This window comes from Lactococcus cremoris subsp. cremoris NBRC 100676, from assembly GCF_001591705.1.
In the GTDB taxonomy this organism is placed as follows: Bacteria; Bacillota; Bacilli; order Lactobacillales; family Streptococcaceae; genus Lactococcus; species Lactococcus cremoris.
On sequence record NZ_BCVK01000033.1, the window covers coordinates 1 to 23,155 of the forward strand.

Annotated in this window: 20 protein-coding genes; 11 read left to right on the plus strand and 9 right to left on the minus strand. The window is 37.6% G+C overall.

From position 1 onward, the window contains the following. Together LLA01S_RS07050 and LLA01S_RS07055 are read right to left on the minus strand one after the other, a co-directional pair. The coding region (locus LLA01S_RS07050) for a phage tail tube protein (protein WP_061778048.1) at positions 1-3,027 on the minus strand (3,027 nt) is incomplete at its 3' end. A gap of 342 nt (positions 3,028-3,369) precedes the next feature. Next, complete coding sequence (locus tag LLA01S_RS07055) at positions 3,370-3,813, minus strand: hypothetical protein (RefSeq protein WP_011676322.1); 444 nt, start codon at positions 3,811-3,813, stop codon at positions 3,370-3,372. Positions 3,814-4,117: 304 nt separating this feature from the next. Here LLA01S_RS07055 and LLA01S_RS07060 point away from each other — a divergent pair, with 304 nt between their 5' ends. The 5 genes from LLA01S_RS07060 to LLA01S_RS07080 all read left to right on the plus strand — a co-directional run bounded on the left by LLA01S_RS07060 (position 4,118) and on the right by LLA01S_RS07080 (position 10,336). Continuing rightward, positions 4,118-5,740: an Rqc2 family fibronectin-binding protein gene (locus LLA01S_RS07060; RefSeq protein ID WP_061778049.1), complete on the plus strand. Its 1,623-nt coding sequence runs from the start codon at positions 4,118-4,120 to the stop codon at positions 5,738-5,740. Between the two features lie 41 nt (positions 5,741-5,781). Next, positions 5,782-6,597 carry a putative RNA methyltransferase gene (locus LLA01S_RS07065; protein WP_021165423.1) on the plus strand — a complete coding sequence of 272 codons (816 nt, stop codon included), beginning with the start codon at positions 5,782-5,784 and terminating at the stop codon, positions 6,595-6,597. Between the two features lie 181 nt (positions 6,598-6,778). Next, on the plus strand, positions 6,779-8,299 hold the full coding sequence (locus tag LLA01S_RS07070) for an ABC transporter ATP-binding protein (protein ID WP_014572714.1): 1,521 nt from the start codon (positions 6,779-6,781) through the stop codon (positions 8,297-8,299). Beyond that, positions 8,292-9,386, plus strand: coding sequence for an ABC transporter permease (locus LLA01S_RS07075; protein ID WP_014572715.1), 1,095 nt, complete (start codon positions 8,292-8,294; stop codon positions 9,384-9,386). Before LLA01S_RS07070 ends, LLA01S_RS07075 begins: the two co-directional genes overlap by 8 nt. Then, positions 9,383-10,336, plus strand: a complete 954-nt coding sequence (locus LLA01S_RS07080) for an ABC transporter permease (protein WP_061778050.1) — start codon at positions 9,383-9,385, stop codon at positions 10,334-10,336. Before LLA01S_RS07075 ends, LLA01S_RS07080 begins: the two co-directional genes overlap by 4 nt. 115 nt (positions 10,337-10,451) lie before the next feature. Here LLA01S_RS07080 and LLA01S_RS07085 read toward each other — a convergent pair whose 3' ends face one another. From LLA01S_RS07085 to LLA01S_RS07115, 6 genes are all read right to left on the minus strand, one after another. Beyond that, positions 10,452-11,429, minus strand: a complete 978-nt coding sequence (locus LLA01S_RS07085) for an L-lactate dehydrogenase (protein ID WP_003131075.1) — start codon at positions 11,427-11,429, stop codon at positions 10,452-10,454. A 117-nt stretch (positions 11,430-11,546) separates the two neighbouring features. Next, positions 11,547-13,055 (minus strand): pyruvate kinase, encoded by a 1,509-nt coding sequence (pyk, locus tag LLA01S_RS07090; protein WP_021165427.1) that lies wholly within the window; start codon positions 13,053-13,055, stop codon positions 11,547-11,549. Positions 13,056-13,142: 87 nt separating this feature from the next. Beyond that, on the minus strand, positions 13,143-14,165 hold the full coding sequence (pfkA, locus tag LLA01S_RS07095) for a 6-phosphofructokinase (protein WP_021165428.1): 1,023 nt from the start codon (positions 14,163-14,165) through the stop codon (positions 13,143-13,145). A 387-nt stretch (positions 14,166-14,552) separates the two neighbouring features. Continuing rightward, positions 14,553-15,701, minus strand: coding sequence for an N-acetylglucosamine-6-phosphate deacetylase (nagA, locus tag LLA01S_RS07105; RefSeq protein WP_011676329.1), 1,149 nt, complete (start codon positions 15,699-15,701; stop codon positions 14,553-14,555). Between the two features lie 170 nt (positions 15,702-15,871). Then, complete coding sequence (locus LLA01S_RS07110) at positions 15,872-17,050, minus strand: toxic anion resistance protein (protein WP_061778051.1); 1,179 nt, start codon at positions 17,048-17,050, stop codon at positions 15,872-15,874. A 141-nt stretch (positions 17,051-17,191) separates the two neighbouring features. Next, positions 17,192-17,818, minus strand: a complete 627-nt coding sequence (locus LLA01S_RS07115) for a 5-bromo-4-chloroindolyl phosphate hydrolysis family protein (RefSeq protein ID WP_011835023.1) — start codon at positions 17,816-17,818, stop codon at positions 17,192-17,194. A 189-nt stretch (positions 17,819-18,007) separates the two neighbouring features. Here LLA01S_RS07115 and LLA01S_RS07120 point away from each other — a divergent pair, with 189 nt between their 5' ends. The 6 genes from LLA01S_RS07120 (at position 18,008) to rsmG (ending at position 22,687) form a co-directional block, all read left to right on the plus strand. Beyond that, positions 18,008-19,036 (plus strand): NAD(P)H-dependent glycerol-3-phosphate dehydrogenase, encoded by a 1,029-nt coding sequence (locus LLA01S_RS07120; protein ID WP_011835022.1) that lies wholly within the window; start codon positions 18,008-18,010, stop codon positions 19,034-19,036. 41 nt (positions 19,037-19,077) lie between these two features. After that, a complete protein-coding gene (gene galU, locus LLA01S_RS07125) occupies positions 19,078-20,019 on the plus strand; it encodes a UTP--glucose-1-phosphate uridylyltransferase GalU (RefSeq protein WP_061778052.1) in 942 nt (313 codons plus the stop codon). A 70-nt stretch (positions 20,020-20,089) separates the two neighbouring features. After that, complete coding sequence (locus LLA01S_RS07130) at positions 20,090-20,497, plus strand: NusG domain II-containing protein (RefSeq protein WP_011676334.1); 408 nt, start codon at positions 20,090-20,092, stop codon at positions 20,495-20,497. Next, positions 20,494-21,024, plus strand: coding sequence for a Gx transporter family protein (locus tag LLA01S_RS07135; RefSeq protein WP_011676335.1), 531 nt, complete (start codon positions 20,494-20,496; stop codon positions 21,022-21,024). Before LLA01S_RS07130 ends, LLA01S_RS07135 begins: the two co-directional genes overlap by 4 nt. Beyond that, positions 21,015-21,974, plus strand: a complete 960-nt coding sequence (locus tag LLA01S_RS07140; protein ID WP_021165432.1) for a polyprenyl synthetase family protein — start codon at positions 21,015-21,017, stop codon at positions 21,972-21,974. The genes LLA01S_RS07135 and LLA01S_RS07140 overlap by 10 nt, the downstream gene beginning before the upstream one ends. Further along, a complete protein-coding gene (gene rsmG, locus LLA01S_RS07145; protein WP_014572720.1) occupies positions 21,971-22,687 on the plus strand; it encodes a 16S rRNA (guanine(527)-N(7))-methyltransferase RsmG in 717 nt (238 codons plus the stop codon). The genes LLA01S_RS07140 and rsmG overlap by 4 nt, the downstream gene beginning before the upstream one ends. A gap of 8 nt (positions 22,688-22,695) precedes the next feature. Here the strand turns inward: rsmG and LLA01S_RS07150 are convergent, their stop codons facing one another. Continuing rightward, on the minus strand, positions 22,696-23,154 hold the full coding sequence (locus tag LLA01S_RS07150) for a hypothetical protein (protein WP_021165433.1): 459 nt from the start codon (positions 23,152-23,154) through the stop codon (positions 22,696-22,698). Between the last annotated feature and the right edge of the window lies 1 nt (position 23,155).

The following is a 23,155-nucleotide window of genomic DNA, read 5'->3' on the forward strand; positions in this document are numbered from 1 at the left end:
GAAGAACATTGCTCCAAATAGAGAGAGAAGAACAGTTCCAACCATACTCAACCAACCTGCATTTGCTTCACCTGTTGCAGGTAAATCAGCTGTTGAAAAATGTTTTCCACCTATATTTGTACTCATATTTCCATTTATCATCCCTCCATTCATTGTTGTTGGCGGTGTAGTAAAGAGCGTTGGTTCGCTGGTATTTCCAGATGCATCTGTTGCAGTAACAGAAACCTGTGTTCCTGGGTTAATTCCAAGAGGAAGTTTAAGTGTATAACTTCCATCCACTCCCGCTACAGCAGTGCCTAAAACTTCGCCTGTTGCCGGATTTTTAACAGTAATAGTGGAACCAGGTTCACCTTTACCATTTACCGTATATCCACTACCAGAATCCCCAGTTACACTATCTACAGTTGGAGCGTTTGGAGCCGTCGTATCAGTGTTAGACGATGGATCACTGACCACTAAGGTTTGGGTTACATTTGCATATCCCTCTGCTGAATAAGTTACTGTGTAAGTACCTGCGGACAGTTTGCTATTCGGTACTTCCGTTCCTGTTGAATTGGTAATTACATGAGTAACCGGTACAGTTTTACCATCACTATCTTTAAGTGTAGCAGGTAGACTAACTGTTGCGTCAGCTGCACCTTTTTTAGAAGTGGTCGTAGTTAAATTACCTGTTGGAGCTACTAAAACTGGACTAGTTGGGTTGCTTGGATCACTGACCACTAAGGTTTGAGTTACATTTGCATATCCCTCTGCTGAATAAATTACTGTGTAAGTACCTGCGGACAGTTTGCCATTCGGTACTTCCGTTCCTGTTGAATTGGTAATTACATGAGTAACCGGTACAGTTTTACCATCACTATCTTTAAGTGTAGCAGGTAGACTAGCTGTTGCGTCAGCTGCACCTTTTTTAGAAGTGGTCGTAGTTAAATTACCTGTTGGAGCTACTAAAACTGGACTAACTGGATCTGCTGGTGTTGTCGCTGAGGTTGGATCACTGACATTGCCTGAACTATCTGTCGCTGTGACATTTAGTGGAGCATTAGAACCAACTGAGCCTGGGAGGGTAACTGTGTAATTTCCACTGCCGTCTGTCGTTCCGGTTCCGACCGTATCGCCATTATTATTTTTAATTGTGATGGTCGAATTAGGTTCGGCAGTCCCTGTGACGGTGTAACCATTGGTGCTATTTCCTGTGACACTTCCAACTACTGGAGCATCTGGGGCGGTTGTATCTGCTGGGTCAGAGACAACCAGCGTTTGGGTCACATCTTCATATCCTGCAGCCGTATAAGTGACGGTGTAGGTACCCGCTGATAAGTTACCATTGGTCACTGCAGTTCCTGAGGAATTGGTAATAACCGAGGTGACCGCTACATCGGCTCCTGCACTATTTTTTAATGTAGTTGGAATCGTCGCAGTTGCATTACTTGCACCAACTGCTGAGGTCGTTGCTGTTAGATTTCCTGTTGGAGCTACCAGTACTGGACTAACTGGGTCTGCGGGGGTTTTCGTTGGTGTTGGCGTACTAACATTCCCCGAACTATCTGTCGCTGTAACATTTAATGGCGCATTAGGACCAACTGAGCCTGGGAGAGTCACTGTGTAATTTCCACTTCCGTCTGTTGTTCCTGTTCCGACTGTTGTACCAGAACCATTTTTAATAGTAATAGTCGAATTAGGTTCGGCAGTTCCTGTAACGGTATAGCCATTGGTGCTATTTCCTGTGACGCCACTCACAATAGGAGCTGCAGGAGGGGTCGTATCAGCTGGGTCAGTAACCACTAAAGTTTGCGTTACATTTGCATAGCCTGCGGCTGAATAGGTGACAGTGTAAGTACCCGCTGATAATTGACCGTTGGTCACTGGAGTCCCCGAGGAATTAGTAATGACTGAGGTGACTGGAACATCAGTACCTGCATTATTTTTTAAGGTGGTTGGAATCGTCGCAGTTGCATTACTTGCACCAACTGCTGAGGTTGTCGCTGTTAGATTTCCTGTTGGAGCGACCAGCGTTAAATTAACATCTCCAGCTAAATACACATAAGAAGCTCCATCAGCACCACTTAGAACATCAACATCTAATAAGTTGGTTTGAACAGCAGAACCTACAAAACGCGCATCGAGGTTACTTTGAATACTTGGTGGGGCAGTAATTTTTGTAGGAATGGTAATTCTTGTATTCCCAAGTGCCGAAGCATTTAAAAGAAGATCTAAAATTCCACCTGTTCCATTTACTAATGGAACTAAAACATTATCTATGGCTGTTATCAGTGCAGGCTTGATCAAAGCAAGGGCGGTATTAGCGGCAGGTGCTGCTAACCCTGTTGCAGAAAGATTACTAACTGCCGTTCGTAAATTTTCTAGAATAGTTCTGACATTTTGAGCTAAAATTGCTCCCATCCCATCATTTAAAGGCGCACTCAGCACTGAATTTCCATTAAGGGTCGTGGCTGATGTAAATGTCCCACCGCCAATATTTTGACTTCCCTTTAATAGATTAAGCTGAGTCGTCACTTCTGTTAAATTAATACTGGCTAAAGGATTATTGCCTAAGATTGTGGCTACTCCCGCAACAAAAGTATCTCCAGCACTAACAATTGCATTGATGAGTGCAACTTTATTAAAGTCAATCGTGATATTCGTTGTAACCGAAGTATTCCCGTTAGCAGCAACATAGCCACGAAGCTCTTGCGGAATTGTCAAAACAGCATAACGAGGCCCTGAAAGAAGGGCGACATTAGCCAATGCACCTCCGGCAATTGTAAAATCAACATTTCGAGTTCCTGAACCACTAGCCCAGCGATTGCTTGTAGTTGTCCCACTATTATTGCTTGAAGTAATATTTTGCAAGAGATCAATATTTAAAGCAGCAGCTTTTGCAGTGATCTGATTTGATAACAAGCTATAAGCTGTTGGGATAATTACCGAAGTCATCAATAACGTCCCAGACATGGTCGCTGACAGTACTTTACGCTTGGTTATTACTTTACCTTTTTTACGTGGTGCCTTTTTTTTCTGCATTTCCATTTTTTCCAATCCTCCTAAATCATGTTGGCAATATCTTATGATGATCAGACACAAGAAATTGTTTGACAGCTTCCATAAAGTAATTTATTGTATACATTCTTTATACACCATTTCTTAATAAAAAAACATAAAAATACTCTAGTTTTTGCTTGACCATTGCTGACTTTAGCAAGCACTTGTGTCAAAATAAGAAAGTCCATAAATACCCTTTGTTTAGCTTTTCACAGCTTTCAACCACTAGTTTTTAACAACAAAAAAATCGCCAATGTTAGCGATTTCTCTTTTTATCAATATTTTTATTAGGGTTGTATTTTTATTCAGAACTAAAAATGATTTTGTAGTTTATTTATTTGCATTTTCTTCCAGTATTTTCATTCTTCGCAAAAGTTGATGTTCTCCAAATAAAATCAAGAGTAAAACCAGACTCCAACCTCCAATTAATCCTGCAGAATCGATTAGTGGTCGCCCTGTCCTTGAAATGAAAATTCGTGTCGGATGATCCTGAGCAACATAAACTGTAATTTTATCGCCTTCATCACCTAATCTTCTAAAATAAACATCCAAGGGACGTTTTTGATATTCTTTTCCGTCGTATTTATAGGATACTTCATGAATTGCTTTCACATCTGTACCATAAATAATTTTTCCAGAAACAGCTGTTTTTTCTAAACTTTTATTTGTCTGATGGATACCAAGTAAAAACAGAGCCCCGAAAAGCATTGCCACTGCAACAATAAACATGACAATTCGCAAAATCCGCTGAAATATACTAACTATTTTATTCATTTAACATCCTATATTTCTAATTTAATAACTTTCCTGAGTTTAATCCTCTTTTCATTTTAACATTTTTTATTGATAAAAGTCGATATGCTAATCAAGCTGCATTCTTAGCTTTTTATGAAATCATAAACAATTACTTGAAAAATACAAGAAAAATTAACGTTTTTTTGGTAAAATTGGCTTAGAAATAGTTATTAATTTTCTCATATTTTACTGACAGGCCTTTGTCAGCAAATTGAAAAATAAAAGGCTCCTAAATAAACAGTGAAAGCTGTTTTTATAATCTATAAAACGAAAGAGGCACATAATGTCCTTTGATGGTATTTTTTTACACCACATGACGGCTGAATTGCAACCGCTTGTTGGTGGACGTATTCAAAAAATTAATCAACCTTTTGACCAAGAACTTATTTTAACAATTCGGTCAGCTGGTAAATCTCATAAACTTCTACTTTCAGCTCACCCTGTATTTGGACGGGTCCAACTGACGAAAACTGATTTTCAAAATCCTCAAAACCCCAATAACTTTGTGATGATTTTACGGAAATATTTAGCGGGGGCTTTCCTTGAAAAAATCGAACAAGTTGAAAATGACCGCCAAATTATTTTTCACATTTCTACTAAAGATGAGATTGGTGACAGCCTAAAAATTGCTTTAATCGCTGAAATTATGGGGAAACACAGCAATATTATTTTGCTTGAAAAAACCTCACAAAAAATCATTGAATCAATCAAACATATTGGCTTTTCGCAAAATCAATATCGGACGATTTTGCCTGGCTCAACCTATATCGCACCACCTGCTTCTAATGCTACTGACCCCTTTAAAGCAACTGATGAAGAAATTTTTGATGCGTTACAAACTGAACAATTACAACAAAAATTCCAAGGGATTGGGCGCGATTCTAAAATCGCATTGACTGGTCTGTCAGTAAAAGAATTCAAAGAAAAATTACTGACAGTTAAGCCATCAATTTATCCTACTGATAATTTTTCTAGTATTCAACTTACTGATGATTTTGTAAGCTTCGATAGCTTATCTGAAATGCTGGATGTTTATTATGCTGACAAAGCTGAACGTGACCGTGTCAAACAAGTTGCTGCTTCTGTCATTAAAAAAATCCAAAATGAATTGAAGAAAAATCGTGATAAATTAAAGAAACAAGAACGAGAATTATTGGCTACTGACAATGCTGAAATTTTCCGTCAAAAAGGTGAGTTACTTAACACTTTCTTAAATCAAGTACCAAACGATAAAACAAGTGTGACCTTAGAAAATTACTATACAAACGAACCCTTAGACATCGCTTTAAACCCCGCACTAAGCCCCGCTCAAAATGCTCAACGCTATTTCCACCGTTATCAAAAATTGAAACAAGCTGTCAAATTTTTGGGAGAACAAATCGCCAAAACTAAAGAAACAATCCATTATTTAGAGTCCGTTGAGTCCAATCTTGAAAATGCTGATGTTCCTGAAATTGCTGATATTCGTGAAGAATTAATTCAAACTGGCTATATCAAACAAAAATATCGCAATAAGAAACAAAAAATGCTGCCGCCAGAAAAATATCAAGCTGAAGATGGAACAATTATTTTGGTTGGAAAAAATAATTTACAAAATGAACAAGTCAGTTTCAAACTTTCTCGTCGAGGCGATCTTTGGTTTCACGTTAAGGATATTCCAGGAAGTCATGTTTTGATTACTGGAAATTCAAATCCATCTGATGAAACAATTACTTTCGCCGGAGAATTAGCCGCCTATTTCAGCAAGGCCCGTTATTCAAATCTTGTTCAAGTAGACGTTTTGGATGTCAAAAAATTACACAAACCGACCGGAACAGCTCCAGGATTTGTGACCTATGATCGTGAAAAAACGATTCGTGTCACTCCTGATGAAGCTGTCATTAAATCACGTAAGATCAGTAAGTAAAGTTTACTGACGAAAATTAATTTTAAAAATTTGGAGAATCCATGTCTGAAATTATAAAATGTCCTGTTTGCAATCATTTACTTTCAAAAGAAGGAAATACTTTTAAATGTGAGAATAATCATACTTTTGATTTGGCTAAAGAAGGCTATCTTAACCTTCTTTTAAATGCCAAAAAAACTTCTGGCGACTCAAAAGAAATGATGGCAGCCAGACGTGATTTTCTCGCAAAAGGTTATTATGAAAAACTATCCGACCGAGTCAATCAACGCTTAAACAATTTATCTTCAACCAACCAAACCATTGTCGACATTGGTTGTGGGGAAGGTTACTATCTTTCACGTTTCCAAAAAGAAATGGCACCAGAATCCACTAAGCTTTATGGAATGGATATTTCTAAGCTCGGGATTCGGATGGCTGCTAAAAAAAACACAACGATTCAATGGTTAGTAGCCAATTTTGCCAATCTCCCTTTTACTGACAAGTCCGTCAGTACTGTTTTATCCATGTTCGCAGAATATTCTGTCCCAGAAATTGACCGAATTCTGACTGACGAAGGAAATATTATCATCGTCAGAGCCGCTAGCGACCACCTCATTGAATTAAAAAATATTATCTATCCTGAAATTCATGAAAAAGTTAAAGCCTCTTCTATTAAAACTTTCCCTGGCTTTTTAGTTGAGCAAGAAAATTATTCTTATCAAGTGACAATCCAATCCACAGAAGATTTATTAAGCTTACTACTGATGACCCCTCATTATTGGAAAATCAAACCAGAGGGAATTGAAAATCTCAAAAAGTTTGAAGCTTTAGAAGTAACAATCAGTATTGAAATTGATGTATTAAAGCGACAAAAATAACTTTTTTTAATCGAAAAATAATCAACTTTTTAGTAATCTTTTTCAAAATGCATTTTTAAGGAAAAGCCACGCGTTTATTGCTATGACGGGGCTTTCATATCTTAGACAAATTTGGTATAATTAAATTTGTAATTTTTACAATTTACATTATTATTATAATATTTTATAAGAAGGAGCCACTATGGCAAATGAAACTGTCATTCAAATGATTGATGTCACCAAACGTTTTGGTGATTTTGTCGCAAACGACAAGGTCAATCTTGAGTTGAAGAAAGGTGAGATTCATGCATTGCTCGGCGAAAATGGAGCCGGTAAGTCAACCTTGATGAACATCCTCTCAGGACTCCTCGAGCCTAGCGAAGGCGAAGTCCACGTCAAGGGAAAGCTCGAAAACATCGATTCCCCCTCTAAAGCAGCAAACCTCGGTATCGGAATGGTTCACCAACACTTCATGTTAGTTGACGCCTTCACAGTTACTGAAAATATCATCCTTGGTAATGAAGTAACCAAAGGAATCAATCTCGATTTAAAGACAGCGAAGAAAAAAATTCTTGAACTTTCTGAGCGTTATGGACTTTCTGTTGAACCAGATGCACTTATCCGTGATATTTCCGTCGGTCAACAGCAACGTGTTGAGATTTTAAAAACACTTTATCGCGGGGCAGATATCTTAATTTTTGATGAACCAACTGCCGTTTTGACTCCTGCTGAAATTACAGAATTGATGCAAATCATGAAAAACTTGATTAAAGAAGGTAAGTCAATCATTCTCATCACCCATAAGTTGGATGAAATTCGTGCCGTAGCTGACCGTATCACTGTAATTCGACGCGGAAAATCTATTGATACCGTTGAGCTTGGCGACAAAACCAATCAAGAGCTTGCAGAACTCATGGTCGGACGCTCTGTCTCATTCATTACTGAAAAAGCTGCTGCCCAACCTAAAGATGTCGTCTTAGAAATTAAAGACCTTAATATCAAAGAGAGTCGTGGCTCCCTTAAAGTTAAAGGCCTCTCTTTAGATGTCCGTGCCGGTGAAATCGTAGGAGTAGCCGGAATTGATGGTAATGGAGAGACAGAATTAGTAAAAGCAATCACTGGTTTAACAAAAGTGGATTCAGGTTCTATCAAACTTCACAATAAGGACATTACTAATCAACGCCCTCGAAAAATAACTGAGCAATCAGTTGGACACGTTCCAGAGGACAGACATCGTGACGGACTCGTTTTGGAAATGACAGTCGCTGAAAATATTGCCTTGCAAACCTACTACAAACCACCAATGAGCAAATATGGTTTTCTAGATTACAATAAAATCAACAGTCATGCTCGTGAACTTATGGAAGAATTTGACGTCCGTGGAGCTGGTGAATGGGTTTCTGCCTCATCTCTTTCTGGTGGTAATCAGCAAAAAGCAATTATTGCTCGTGAAATTGACCGTAACCCTGACTTACTTATCGTTTCCCAACCCACACGTGGTCTTGACGTTGGAGCGATTGAATATATTCATAAACGTTTAATCCAAGCTCGTGATGAAGGAAAAGCAGTCCTTGTTATTTCTTTTGAACTTGATGAAATTCTTAATGTCTCTGACCGAATCGCTGTAATTCACGATGGTCAAATTCAGGGAATTGTAAGTCCTGAAACAACCACAAAACAAGAACTCGGTATTTTAATGGTTGGAGGTAACATTAATGAATAATAAAACAAGAAAAGTCCTCGTTCCTCTCATTGCCATTGTTTTTGGTTTCCTGTTAGGTGCGATTATCATGCTAGCCTTTGGCTATAACCCGATTTGGGGTTACGAAGACCTTTTTATTTCTGCTTTAGGAAGTGCAAGATCCATTGGTGAAACCCTACAAACTATGGGACCTTTGATTTTGACTGCTTTATCCTTTGCAGTTGCCATGAAAGTCGGCCTCTTCAATATCGGGATGTCAGGTCAAGCATTAGCTGGTTGGATTAGTTCCATGTGGTTTGCTTTAAGTTTCCCAGATATCCCCCGCTTACTGATGATTCCTTTAGTTGTAATTATCGGAATGGTCTTTGGAGCATTTATGGGATTCATACCCGGTATTCTTCGAGCTCTACTTGGAACTTCAGAAGTTATCACAACAATTATGCTGAACTATATTATGTTGTTCTTCTCAACATTTATGATACACAGTATGTTCCAAAAAAACATTTTGATGGACAATACAACTGACCAAACAAAATTAATTAGTGCAAATGCTTCTTTTAGAACCAATTGGATGTCCTCATTAACAGATAATTCAACCTTGAATATCGGACTAATCATTGCATTAATTGCCCTTGCGATTATGGCCATTATCTTCACTAAGACAACTCTTGGATTTGAAATTAAAGCAGTTGGTTTAAATCCTGACGCTTCAGAATATGCTGGTATCTCAGCAAAACGTACTCTTATCTTATCTATGGTTGTCGCCGGAGCCCTCGCTGGACTTGGTGGTGTTGTTTATGGGTTTGGGTATATGCAAAACTTTGTCTCTCAATCGGCATCCCTTGATATCGGATTTAATGGGATGGCTGTCGCCCTTCTTGGCGGTAATAGTCCTATCGGTATTCTCTTTGCCGCTCTTCTTTTCTCTGTTCTTCAAACAGGTGCACCTGGTATGACAAACGATGGTATTCCACCAGAAATCGTTAAAGTTGTCACTGCTGCAATTATATTCTTCATCGCAGTGAAATTCATTATCGAAGTCATGCTACCAAAAGCTAAAGCAATCAAAGCTTCAGAAGTCACTAAGAAGAAAGGAGAAAAAGCATGAACGTCGTAAACACTTTACAGATTATTGTCGCTAATATGCTCATCTATTCAACACCTCTAATCTTTACAAGTATTGGTGGTGTCTTCTCCGAACGAGGCGGAATCGTCAATGTCAGTCTCGAAGGAATAATGACTATCGGGGCCTTTAGTTCCGTTGTCTTCAACTTAACTACTGCCGGGATGTTTGGAAGCATGACTCCTTGGCTCTCAATCCTCTTTGGAGCTTTAATCGGTGCGCTCTTCTCTTCTCTACACGCGGTTGCTACCGTCAACCTAAGAGCAGACCATATCGTATCTGGGACCGTACTTAACTTGATGGCTCCAGCACTTGGAGTATTCCTACTTCAAGTTTTCTACCAACAAGGTCAAATTAATATCAATGAACAAATTGGTTATTGGAATGTTCCTTTACTTTCTAATATTCCTGTCATTGGTAAAATCTTCTTTACTCAAACTTCACTCCCAGGTTTCCTTGCAATAGTTGTTGCAATTCTCGCTTGGTACGTCCTATTTAAAACTCGCTTTGGTCTTCGCCTTCGTTCTGTTGGTGAAAATCCTCAAGCAGCTGACACCCTTGGGATTAACGTTTATGCCTATCGTTGGGCAGGGGTACTTCTCTCTGGTGTTCTCGGAGGAGTTGGTGGAGCAATCTATGCTCAAGCAATTTCTGGTAACTTCTCAGTTTCAACTATTGCAGGACAAGGTTTCATTTCGCTTGCAGCCATGATTTTTGGTAAATGGAATCCAATTGGAGCAATGCTATCATCACTTCTCTTTGGACTCTTTACTTCACTGGCCGTTGTCGGTGGTCAAATCCCAGGAATCAAAGAAATTCCTTCTTCATTCCTACAAATGGCACCTTATGTCTTTACAATTATTGTCTTGGCACTCTTCCTTGGAAAAGCAATTGCGCCTAAAGCTGACGGGGTAAACTATATCAAATCGAAATAAATTTATAAAAATAAAAAAGTCTGTCGATGAACAGACTTTTTTATTATAGTTTAAAGCAAACTTTTAAATATAAAAAAAGAGTTAGTTGAAAATTTCTACTAACTCTTTTTTATTTTTAGTTTTTAACTGCAGAAGCAAATTCTTCTTTAGCAAAAGCCTCATCGATGATAGCTTTCAATTGAGCTCCAGAAGCTTCCATTTTTTGCATTTCAGCATCGTTCAATGGAATGTGAATTGGGTTAACAACACCTTCAGCACCAACTACAGCTGGTTGACCAAGGTAGCAGTCGCTTACGCCATATTGTCCATCTTGGAATACTGATACAGGAAGTACTGCATGTTCATCATCAAGAATTGCTTTAGTAATACGAGCAAGGGCTACAGCCACACCGTAGAATGTTGCACCTTTTTTAGCGATGATTGAGTAAGCTGCATCACGTACAGATTCAAACAATTCAACGATTTCTGCTTCGTTAAGGTAGTCATTTTCTTGGAACCATTGTTCCAATTTAACACCAGCAACGTTAGCGTGTGACCAAACAGCAAATTCTGAGTCACCATGTTCACCCATGATGTATGCGTGGATTGAACGAGCATCAACGTCAACTTTTTCAGCCAATGCTTGACGAAAACGTGCAGTATCAAGTGAAGTACCTGAACCTACAACACGGTTTTTAGGGAAACCAGAGAATTTCCAAGTTGCGTATGTCAAGATGTCAACTGGGTTAGCAGCAACGAGGAAGATTCCTTTGAATCCTGAAGCAACAATTTTAGTTACAACATCTTTAGTAATACGAAGATTTTTTTCAACAAGGTCAAGACGAGTTTCACCTGGTTTTTGTGGAGCACCAGAAGTCAAGACAACGAGGTCAGCGTCGCTTGCATCAGAGTAGTCTGCAGAGTAAATCTTTTTAGGTGATGTAAATGCCAAGGCATGAGAAAGGTCTTCTGCATCCCCTTGAGTTTTTTCTTTAAAAAGGTCAACAATACCTAATTCTTGTGCAATTCCTTGGTTAACAAGGGCAAAAGCGTATGATGAACCTACAGCACCGTCACCAACAAGGATAACTTTCTTACGTTGTTTATCAGCCATGATTTTCTTTAATTCCTTTCAAATTATAAACGAGCATTTTATAAAATATAATCTTTTCAACAATAGGGCCTGTCGATAGCGGCAGTCTGTATTGTTTTAAGATCATTAATTGACAAATTATTTAACAGTGCGGATACGCATTGTATTAGTGCGACCAGTACCAACTGGAACACCAGCAACGATGATGATATTGTCGCCAGCTTCAACCAAACCAGAAGCCAATGCAACTTTTTCAGCAACTTCAAACATGTCATCAGTAGATGCAGGTTTTTCAGTCATCATTGGGATAACACCCCAGTTGATCATCAATCCACGTTCAACTTTTTCGTCAAATGTGATAGCCAAGATATCAGCATCTGGACGGTGTTTAGAAATCAAACGAGCTGTGTTACCAGATTCAGTCAAAGCAACGATCAATTTAACATTCATAGCTTCTGCAGCATTTTTAACTGATGCAGCAACAACTTCTGTTACAGTTGATTTATCGTAACGTTCTGGGTGAAGACGTCCGTATTCTTTCAACATTGTTTGAGCGTTTTTGTTAACAGTAGCCATCGTACGAACTGATTCGCGTGGGTATTTACCATTAGCAGACTCACCTGAAAGCATTGTAGCATCAGTTCCGTCAATAACAGCGTTAAATACGTCTGAAATTTCTGAACGTGTAGCACGTGGGTTGTAAGTCATTGATTCAAGCATGTTTGTTGCAGTTACAACAATTTTACCTGCTTTGTTAACTTTGCTGATAATCAATTTTTGGTAAACTGGAACCATTTCAAATGGAACTTCGATACCCATGTCACCACGTGCAATCATGATACCATCAGCTGCTTCGATGATTTCATCAAGGTTTTCAATCCCTTGTTGGTTTTCAATTTTAGCCAAGAGTTGTACGTGTGGATTACCAGTTTCTTCACAAATACGACGTACTTCTTTAACGTCATTTGCAGTACGTACGAATGAGATAGCGATAAAGTTAATTCCACCAGGTTGTGAAAGACCGAAACGGATATCTGCATCGTCACGTTCAGCAAGGGCTGGGAAAGGAATTTTAGTGTTAGGAATGTTAACACCTTTTTGTTTACCGATAACACCATCATTTTGTGCTTCAACTTCGAATTCACGAGTTGCTGCATCTTTACCAGTCAATGACAAACCAAGTTTACCATCATCAATCAAGATAGTTTGACCGATTTCAACATCATCAAAGATGTCAAGTCCGCCAGCTACGTTCAAGGCAATCAATTCAGGAGTTGATTTAAGACCTTGTTTAGTTGCAACACGGAATTTATCTCCAGTAACAACGCTGATTGAATCAGCACCGTCAGTGAAGAGTTCTGTACGCATTTCAGGACCTTTAGTATCAAGCAAGAAACCTACTTTGTGACCAGCGATTTCTTCAGCGCGGTGAACAGTTGCCATACGAGCACCTTGTTCAGGATGGTCACCGTGTGAGAAGTTGAAACGGAAGACATTAGCGCCTTCCTCAATCAAAGCTGCAATGTTTTTTGCTGATGCTTCGACGTCAAGAGATTCTCCCCAATAGCCGCTTTCACCAAATTTTTTGCCACCACGAATTTCGACAGCTGGTCCAAGAGTTGAGACGATTTTTACACGTTTATTCATTTTGTGTTTTTCTCCTATAATGATTAATTATATATCTCTGCCCTAATTATGCGTTTAACACTTAACTAGAAACAGATTTGCAGTAACTTAGTTAAGGTTAAGATTGTTGAGTGCTGAGTTAAGACGGTAAAGTTCAAGACCTGCTTTATGCGGGTTGTTTACTTTGATGCCACCTTCAGTAGTCAAACTAAAGAGTGCTCCTTCTTCAGCAGTTCCGAGAATTGGACTTTCTACAATTTCTTCATTACGGATACCAACGGCTACGCCACCGATTCCATCACGAAGCAATTCAACGGCACGAGCTCCCATACGTGAAGCAAGAACACGGTCACGAGCTGTTGGTGAACCACCACGTTGGATGTGTCCAAGAACAGAAACACGAAGGTCTCCTTTATAACCAGCTTCTTTAAGTTTTGTAGCAAATTCTTCACCAGTCATAACGCCTTCAGCAAGAACGATGATGTGGTGATTTTTACCTTTTTCGTAGCCTTTGTTAATGTTGTTAACTACGTTTTCAAACTTAAATTCTTTTTCTGGAATACAAATATCATCTGCACCAGCAGCGATACCAGCATTCAAAGCGATATCTCCAGCATTACGTCCCATTACTTCTACAACGAAAGTACGGTTATGTGATGATGAAGTATCACGGATTTTATCCAAGGCATCTACGACTGTCGAAACAGCTGTATCAAAACCAATTGTAAAATCAGTTCCTACGATATCGTTATCGATTGTGCCTGGAAGTCCAACAGCTGGGAAACCATGTTCTGTAAGACGCATAGCTCCATGGTAAGATCCGTCACCACCGATTACAACGACACCTTCGATACCGAATTTTTTAAGTTGCTCAATCCCAGCAAGTTGTCCTTCTACTTGAGCAAATTCTGGGTAACGTGCTGAGTACAAGAATGTACCACCACGACCGATTTTATCACCAACTGAAGCTGACGTAAGCGGGAAAATGTCTCCCGCAACCATGCCCGCATATCCGTGATTGATACCGTAAACTTCGATACCTTCAGAAATTGCTTTGCGAACAACTGCACGAATAGCCGCATTCATCCCTGGGGCATCACCACCAGAAGTCAAAACTGCAATGCGTTTCATTTAAATCTGTCCTCCGAAATTGAGATACACAGCAAAAATACGTAAACGTTATTAATATTTTTACCATGTTCATTTGTTGTCTAGTTCATTATATCACGTATTTATAAAAAAATCTCTTTACAAACTGTATGAAACGTTTTCATTATTTCTTTTTTTCTAAGCCTTATTTTGCAAGGGTTTTCTAGCATTTTCAAATAATTTTTTTAGACTTCATTTGCTTCTTATTCTTCTATAATATGACACAATATTAGCCATTCTATTCTTTTATATTTTAACAAAAAAGTAAAGAATCTTTTACTTTTTTGTTTATTTTTCTAATTATTCATTTTGAAAATTGAAATTATTTTCATAAAAAAAATGAATTCCTTTCGAAATTCATTTTCAAGATTAAGCTTCGTAACGTTTTTCACCATCAAGATAAGTCGCAACTAAATCATATTCATTGTCTAATACGATGAAATCGGCTGCAAGTCCTGGTTTGATTTGTCCACAAACATCATCAATATTTACTGATTTTGCTGGCGTTAACGAAGCCATCATAACTGCTTCTGCTGGTGTAGCAATCCCCCAGTCAATCACATTTTTAACGGCTGTTTTAAGTGTTAAAATTGAAGCGGCTGGGCGACCTGTTGGAAGCCAAGCAGCGCCATCGCGCACTTCTACTTCGTATTCTCCAAGCATATAAGGACCATCAGGAAGTCCTGCGGCACGCATTGAGTCTGTAATCAAAACAACATGGTCAGCGCCTCTCATTTTCACAACAATTTCAGCGGCTTCTGGACGAACATGGTGACCATCACAAATTAATTCAGCGTAAGTATTTGGAGTATTTAAAATTGCTCCAACCATCCCTGGTTCTTGGTGAGTCATTCCTGACATCCCATTGAATGTGTGAACCCATACAGATGCTCCAGCTTGAACACCGGCAACTGCTTGCTTGTATGTCGCGTTTGAATGACCTAAGGCAATGACAACCCCTGATTCAGTCGCTTTACGAATAAAGTCTTCTGAACCTTCGCGTTCTGGTGCAAGACCAATTTTCTTAAGCATTCCATGTGCAGCTTCTTGCCAATCTTCAAGCTCCCACATTTTAGCATCACGCATGTATTTAGGATTTTGAGCCCCTTTCTTTTCTTCTGTAAAGAAAGGACCTTCAAAGAAAATACCACGTACTTTAGCTCCGCGTGCTTCTTGGTAGTGTTCTCCTACAACTGTACAGACCGCTTTCAAGCCTTCATGGTCATCTGTTAAAGGACTTGGCAAAAATGAAGTAACTCCTGCTGACAATAATCCTTCTGACATTGTCCCCATGATTCCTTCTACTTCAGCATCTTGGGCATCTGCACCACCGAAACCATGAATATGTGTTTCAACTAATCCTGGGGCAATAGATTGTCCTGAATAATCTAAGATTTCAGCTCCTGCTGGTGCTTCTTCTGTCCACTCTCCAAATTTTCCATCAGTAATTTCTAAGAAACCACCTTTTTTTGTTTCATAAGCGTAGAAAAATTGATCTGCTTTAATATAGTAAGTCATAAATATCTCCTCTTCTTTTTCTTTAATTTTAGCACCCTTTATCTTTTTTGTCAATAAACAGTATATACCAATTATCAGAATAAAAAAATTACTGACAGCTTCGTCAGAGCTTATCTATCACACGTTGGCGGATAAGAATGCTGGTCAATTTCTGTCAGTAATTTTAAAATTTAATTTAATTGTTTATTATTTGATAATTGTAACAATTTTTCTTTAATTTCTTCTTCCATCTTAGAAAGTTCAACTTCACCTTGTTGACGTTTTTGACGTCCTTCGGCTTGAATACGCATGGTTTCTTGGATAGTATCCACTAGGTTTTGTTGAGTTAATTTCAACGTTTCAATATCAACTAAGCCACGTTCATTTTCTGTTGCGGCTTCAATTGTTGAAGCTTTAAGCATTTCTGAATTCTTACGCAACAAATCATTGGTTGTTTCAGAAACAATCCGTTGGCTAGTCAATGCATCTTTTTGTTTCAACAAAGTCAAAGCAATCGCCACTTGGTTCTTCCAAAGAGGAATCGCAGTATTTATGGAAGTTTGAATTTTTTCAGCCAATTCTTGGTTGGTATTTTGAATCAAACGGATTTGTGGGGCTTGTTGGATGGTCAGCTGACGAGCAAGCCGTAAATCATGGGCTCGTTTTTCTAAACGATTTTTATATGATTCTAAATCATTCACTTTTTGAACAATTAAGGCATTGTCAGTAGATTCTTGCGCTTCCTTGCGTGCTTGAGGTAATATTTCATTGTCCAATTCTTGAACTTTTAATTCGGCCCCTGCAATATAAACATTTAAGGCTTTGAAATAATTCAGGTTTTCATCATAGAGTTTGTCAAGCATTTCATTATCTTGCAAAAGCCCTTGTTGTTCATTATTTAATTTGGCCGAAATTTTGTCAATTCCAGCTCCGATTTTTTGATATTTTTGAGTCACTTCAAAAATCGAGCGTTTAACTTTACCAAACATTTTGGTAAAAATCCATTTGTTTTCAGCAACCAATTCGTTGGGATTAGCTTGTTGCAAATTGAACATCAAGTCTGTTAGTGATGAGCCGACTTCACCTAAATCTTGGGCTTGAACTTTATTTAAGACACTTTGTGAAAATGCTGAAATTTTATCTTGAGCACTCGCTCCATAATTAATGACAGATTGGGCACTTGATTCATCCAATTGTTTAGATAATTCTTTTGCTTTTTCTAATTCGTCAGTAGAAAGGACTTCTACAGCTGCCAATGAGGCATTTTGATGCATTTTTACAATTTCTGATTTTTGTTGCTCATCTAATTGGTCTGCTTCTTTGATGACTTTATCATTCGTCATCAAATCATCTAAAATTGGGTTGTCCATATCTTTATTTTCCTTTACTAGTCTTCGATTACTTACTTTATATTATAAATGATTCCTGCCAAAATTGACAGGAATATTCGACTTTTATTGACAGAATCGTCAGTTTTTACTGACAAAAATCATTTAATCTTGTCAGTAAATTTATTTGTCAAAATCAACTTGATGTTTAATGACATTCACATCATCCATCAGTATTTCGTGGTAATTTTTAGAAATCGAATTAGACAATGTTTTTATCAATAATAGAGTCTCATCTAAATCACGATTAATATCTTCGGTTCTTACTGATTGTTTCTTCATCTCGATAAATTTCTCTGACAATTTGACCATATTTGGCAAGTCTTTATAAAGAAACTCATTTTGTTTAGTAAGTTCTTGTGGATTTTGAACAATATATTTGAAAGTATGCTTACTAGCGTCTAAGCCACCTGTTACTGATTCAACAACTTGTAAGTCATCTTCTTTTTTCAACAATTTTTCCCAAGTTTTGATGTTTTCTTTGGCTTCAGATAAATTTTCACGAAATATTTTGATGTCTGTATCAGAAAGTCCTGCTTCGTGGTAACGTTCAATATTTTCTTTTTTACTCATTCCTTTGTCCTGATACCTTTCTTCTTTTTCAGTCGAATTTTTGCGCATAAAACTGATACCTATAATCATTTTTATTATTAAGAAAAAGAGAACTAAACCAAAAATCACATTCACGATTCCTAGATGACCATAACCAAACATCATCCCATGATGATTCATAAATAAACTGACTGGCATATTTTTTCCTCCCGCTTGTGTCCTGTTTTCACAAGTTTCTAATTTTTAAATTTCAATTTTAAGAATAACCTTTCGGATATATCTCTATTTTATCATAATATTTAAACCCTAAATCATACTTAGGGCTGATTTTTATTCTTACTTATGTTAAAATGTAAAGGAAACCAAACGAAAGAAAGGATCATTTCTATGAATCCACAAAAAATTGCAGTTTTAGGTCCAGGCTCATGGGGAACTGCTCTTTCACAAGTTCTTAATGATAATGGTCATGAAGTTCGTATCTGGGGAAACAACCTGGAACAAATGGCCGAGATTAATGAAAAACATACGAACACACGCTACTTTAAAGATGTTGTCTTAGATGAAAAAATAAAGGCATATAGTCGTTTAGATTTAGCTTTGGAAAATGTTGATGCCATTCTATTTGTTGTGCCAACGAAAGTTACACGATTGGTTGCAAAACAAGTTGCCCAAGTCCTTAAACATAAAGTTCATATCCTACATGCTTCAAAAGGGCTTGAACAAGGGACACATGACCGAATTTCGACAATTCTTGAAGAAGAAATTCCAGCTCAACTTCGCGGTGAAATCGTTGTCGTTTCTGGTCCTTCTCATGCTGAGGAAACGATTGTTCGTGACATCACTTTGATTTCTGCAGCTTCTAACGATCATGATGAAGCAAAATATGCTCAATCCATTTTTAGTAATGACTATTTCCGTCTTTATACTAATACTGATGTGATTGGAGTTGAGACAGCTGGTGCTCTTAAAAACATTATCGCGGTTGGAGCAGGGGCATTACACGGTCTTGGTTTTGGTGACAATGCTAAAGCAGCAATTATTACTCGTGGTCTTGCTGAGATTACTCGATTAGGCGTTGCCATGGGAGCTGAACCTTTAACTTACAGTGGTCTTTCCGGAGTCGGCGACCTTATTGTAACAGGGACGTCCATTCATTCACGAAATTGGAGGGCAGGTGATGCTCTTGGTCGCGGTGAAAAAATAGCAGATATCGAAAAGAATATGGGAATGGTTATTGAAGGAGTTTCAACGACTAAAGCAGCTTATGAGCTTGCTCAACGACTTGAAATTGACATGCCTATCACTGAAACAATTTACAAAGTTCTTTATGAAAATCTTGATGCAAAATCTGGAATTCTTGATATCATGCGCCGCGAAACTCGTGCTGAAAATGAATTCATTAATATTAATAAATAAAAAAATTCGATTTTACTAATTAAATAAAGGAGTTATTTATCATGAAACAAACTACTATACCTAACAAAGCCAGAAAAGTTCGTAAAGCTGTTATTCCTGCTGCTGGTCTTGGAACTCGCTTTTTACCAGCAACTAAAGCCATTGCCAAAGAAATGTTGCCAATTGTTGATAAACCTACTATCCAATTCATCGTTGAAGAAGCTTTGAAATCTGGAATCGAAGACATTTTGATTATAACTGGTAAAGCAAAACGTCCAATTGAAGACCATTTTGACTCAAATATTGAGCTTGAACAAAATTTGCTTGAAAAAGGAAAAACAGAATTACTTAAACTTGTAGAAGAAACAACAGATATCAATCTTCATTTTATCCGCCAATCTCATCCAAAAGGTTTGGGACACGCTGTTCTTCAAGCCAAAGCTTTTGTTAGCAACGAACCTTTTGTAGTTATGCTTGGTGATGATTTGATGAATATCACAGGCAATGAAACTCCTTTGACTAAAGACTTGATTAATGATTATGAAAAAACTCATGCTTCAACAATCGCTGTAATGAAAGTGCCTCATGAAGATGTTGACAAATACGGAGTAATCGACCCAAATGGTGAAGTTTCTAAAGGTCTTTACAATGTTGAACGTTTTGTTGAAAAACCAAAAGTTGAGGAAGCTCCTTCAGACCTTGCAATTATCGGTCGTTACCTCTTGACTCCAGAAATTTTTGATGTTTTAGAAACACAAGTACCTGGTGCTGGAAATGAAATTCAATTAACTGATGCGATTGAACGTTTGAATAAAACACAACGTGTCTTTGCTCATGAATTTACTGGAAAACGTTATGATGTTGGTGATAAACTTGGTTTTGTGGAAACAACAATCGAGTATGGTTTAGAACACCCACAAATCGGTGACAATTTGAGAAATTATATCATCGAAAAAGCTAAAGAACTTTCTAAAGATGAACCAAAACAAAATACAAAAAAATAAGAAAGAGCCTATTGGCTTTTTCTTTTTGATTTCGTGAATTTTTTCATTAATTCTGCTATAATTAATCTTAATGAACTTCTTTAAAAACACGATAATTTTTTTAAAAACAATAAAAACGAAACCGCTTGATTTTGTTATCATTTTCGTGTTATTTCTTGCTTCCTTTTCAACAATATTCCTTTTTGCTACTGGTTCTACTGGAGCCAAAGCCGAGCTTCGGATTAGCGGGAAAGTCATAAAAACATTTGATTTGAAAAAAAATCAAACTTGGACTTACCGTGATAAAGATGGCGACTATAACAAAATAGAGGTGAAAAACGGCGAAATTGCTGTTGTTGAAGCGAATTGTAAAGACCAAATTGATGTCCAACGAGGCTTTATTTCTAAAACAGGGGAAACAATCGTTTGTTTACCTCACAATTTAGTGATTGAAGTGATGAGTGGTCAAAAAGACGAACAGGTAGATTATAAGGTATGAATATCAAAGAATACGTTTATGTTTCCTTATTAACTGCTGCTGCAGTAGTCATGGGAATTATTGAAAGCACACTGCCGCCTTTTTTTGCTTTTGCTCCTGGAGCTAAGGTAGGATTGGCCAATTTAGTCATGATTATTGCTGTCTTCACTTTGAAATGGCAACAGGTTTGGGTCATGCAAATTCTTCGTCTTTTAATTACAGCACTTTTTACTGGATTTTCTGTCTTTCTCTATTCTTTTGCTGGCGGTATTTTATCTTTATTAGCCATGTACTTAATGAAGCAATTTGGACCAAAGCTAGTCTCACTGATTGGTATTTCAACCGTTGGTGGATTTTTCCATAATTTTGGACAGTTAGCTATGGCTTCACTTTTAGCGAAAACAACTTCTGTCATGCTATATTTGCCATGGCTTGCCTTTTTTGGAATACTAGCTGGTTTTGCGATTGGTATTGCCGAGAATCAATTAATTTCACGGGTTAAACCCATACAGGAACTATTTATCAAAGAGAGTAAACAATGGACTTAAAAAATAACTTTTGGAAAGACTATCCAGCACTTGAGAAGGAATTAGCTCAAGTGCATCAATTAATGAAAAGCCATGTTACCATCAAAAATTCTGATGTCAAATCGGCTATTTTTGATATTTTTGACGCAGGTGGGAAAATGTTACGCCCTGCTTATCTGCTTCTATTTTCAGGATTCACTGACCTTTCGGAGAGCGAGCGATTGGCTCTTGCTGCTTCTGTCGAAATGATGCACACGGCAACTTTAGTACATGATGATGTGATTGATCATGCTGATACCCGACGTGGAGTTGCCACCTTGTCAGCAAAATATGGGCCTGAAATTGCTGTTTATGCCGGAGACTATCTCTTTATTGCTGTCATTCGTTTAATGTCTGAACACTCATTAGAATTGTCAAATTTAACTAAAAACATTGGGTCAATTGAGCGTTTGTTAGGTGGCGAATTGGGTCAACTTAATCATCATTTTAATCTTCAACAAACTTTGGATGATTATATTGAAAACATTTCAGGAAAAACGGGAGAACTTTTTGCACTATCTGCTTCTGTTGCTCCTTTGATTTCCAATAATAATGCTCTGACAAAACGAGCCTACAAAATCGGGATGAATATTGGAATTTCTTTCCAAATCATGGACGATTATTTGGACTATGCTTCAACGGCTCAAACCCTTGGTAAACCAGTCCTTGAAGACATCAAACAAGGCATCTATTCGGCTCCTGTCCTCTTTGCTTTGCAGGAAAATAACGCTTTAGTTTCTGACTTAATTAAAAATGAAAAATTCGATGAAGTTTATGATTTTATCAAAACTTCTGATGCCCTTGAAAAAACCAAAGCACTTGCGAAATCTTACACCCTTTCAGCATTAAATTTAATTGATAAATTACCAAAAGGTAAAAATCGTGAGCTGATTGCTGAAATTACTAGAAAACTTTTGGAGCGAACTTTATGACCCCTGATGAATTTTTGTCAGCACTGACAGAATTTGATATTCAACTCTCTGATAAACAAATCAAACAGTTTGAACGCTACTTTGAACTTTTGGTTGAATGGAATGAAAAAATTAATCTGACAGCAATTACCGAAAAAAACGAAGTCTATTTAAAACATTTTTATGACTCGGTTGCGCCAATTTTGTATGGATTAATTACTGACCAGCCCGTCAGCATTTTAGATATTGGGGCTGGAGCTGGTTTTCCTAGCTTACCAATGAAGATTATTTTTCCTGAACTAGAGGTAACAATCATTGACTCTTTAAACAAACGAATTAATTTTTTGAGTCTACTTACAGAGGAATTAGGCCTTGAAAATGTTACCTTGCTTCACGGACGAGCTGAAGATTTTGGACAAGATTCTAATTATCGCGCAACGTTTGATTTTGTGACTGCCCGTGCAGTTGCTAGACTCTCCGTCCTATCAGAATTTACAATTCCTTTTCTCAAGAAAAATGGTAATTTATTGTCATTAAAAGCAGCTCAATTTGAAGAAGAATTAACAGATGCTAAAAAAGCCATTGCAATTCTGGGTGGAAAATTCATCAAGGAAATCGCTTATGAATTGCCTAATGGCGATGAACGCCACATTGCCGTCATTGAAAAGAAAAAAGAAACACCAAAGAAATATCCACGTAAAGCAGGCACTCCTGCTAAAAGTCCAATAAAATAAAAAATCGGCTAATCATTGCCGATTTTTTTGGTCAAGTTGCTAATAAGCACTGAGATTGAAACAATGGCCGTAAAGCTATTCATAATCATTGCTGGTGCAGTAAGCGATAAGGTAATGAAGACTGAAAGTAAAATAAAGGTAAGATGTATCGTCCGATAACGAAACCAAAAATGAGCAATTTTTGACTGGTATTTCGATTTTTTCTTGTTTTGAACTCGATGCCAAGAATGGATCGCAAGTACCGTCAGCAAATCTAACAAGAGCATATAAGCAAAAGCCATACCAAAAGCGACTGCAATTGAACTAAAATTGATTTCTGTTAAAACTTTATAAAGTGTAATTGTTTTACTATCATGGACTAATAGCGCATTTTCAACCTCAGTATAAATGACCGTGAAGATATATCCAAGGACAAGTGCAGTACAAATTCCAATTAAAACAATGAAAAAATGCGAAATTCTTTTCATA

Coding starts and splice junctions, on each gene's coding strand:
- LLA01S_RS07055 (WP_011676322.1), bottom strand. CDS start 3,813: ATGAATAAAATAGTTAGTATATTTCAGCGGATTTTGCGAATTGTCATG.
- LLA01S_RS07060 (WP_061778049.1), top strand. CDS start 4,118: ATGTCCTTTGATGGTATTTTTTTACACCACATGACGGCTGAATTGCAA.
- LLA01S_RS07065 (WP_021165423.1), top strand. CDS start 5,782: ATGTCTGAAATTATAAAATGTCCTGTTTGCAATCATTTACTTTCAAAA.
- LLA01S_RS07070 (WP_014572714.1), top strand. CDS start 6,779: ATGGCAAATGAAACTGTCATTCAAATGATTGATGTCACCAAACGTTTT.
- LLA01S_RS07075 (WP_014572715.1), top strand. CDS start 8,292: ATGAATAATAAAACAAGAAAAGTCCTCGTTCCTCTCATTGCCATTGTT.
- LLA01S_RS07080 (WP_061778050.1), top strand. CDS start 9,383: ATGAACGTCGTAAACACTTTACAGATTATTGTCGCTAATATGCTCATC.
- LLA01S_RS07085 (WP_003131075.1), bottom strand. CDS start 11,429: ATGGCTGATAAACAACGTAAGAAAGTTATCCTTGTTGGTGACGGTGCT.
- pyk (WP_021165427.1), bottom strand. CDS start 13,055: ATGAATAAACGTGTAAAAATCGTCTCAACTCTTGGACCAGCTGTCGAA.
- pfkA (WP_021165428.1), bottom strand. CDS start 14,165: ATGAAACGCATTGCAGTTTTGACTTCTGGTGGTGATGCCCCAGGGATG.
- nagA (WP_011676329.1), bottom strand. CDS start 15,701: ATGACTTACTATATTAAAGCAGATCAATTTTTCTACGCTTATGAAACA.
- LLA01S_RS07110 (WP_061778051.1), bottom strand. CDS start 17,050: ATGGACAACCCAATTTTAGATGATTTGATGACGAATGATAAAGTCATC.
- LLA01S_RS07115 (WP_011835023.1), bottom strand. CDS start 17,818: ATGCCAGTCAGTTTATTTATGAATCATCATGGGATGATGTTTGGTTAT.
- LLA01S_RS07120 (WP_011835022.1), top strand. CDS start 18,008: ATGAATCCACAAAAAATTGCAGTTTTAGGTCCAGGCTCATGGGGAACT.
- galU (WP_061778052.1), top strand. CDS start 19,078: ATGAAACAAACTACTATACCTAACAAAGCCAGAAAAGTTCGTAAAGCT.
- LLA01S_RS07130 (WP_011676334.1), top strand. CDS start 20,090: ATGAACTTCTTTAAAAACACGATAATTTTTTTAAAAACAATAAAAACG.
- LLA01S_RS07135 (WP_011676335.1), top strand. CDS start 20,494: ATGAATATCAAAGAATACGTTTATGTTTCCTTATTAACTGCTGCTGCA.
- LLA01S_RS07140 (WP_021165432.1), top strand. CDS start 21,015: ATGGACTTAAAAAATAACTTTTGGAAAGACTATCCAGCACTTGAGAAG.
- rsmG (WP_014572720.1), top strand. CDS start 21,971: ATGACCCCTGATGAATTTTTGTCAGCACTGACAGAATTTGATATTCAA.
- LLA01S_RS07150 (WP_021165433.1), bottom strand. CDS start 23,154: ATGAAAAGAATTTCGCATTTTTTCATTGTTTTAATTGGAATTTGTACT.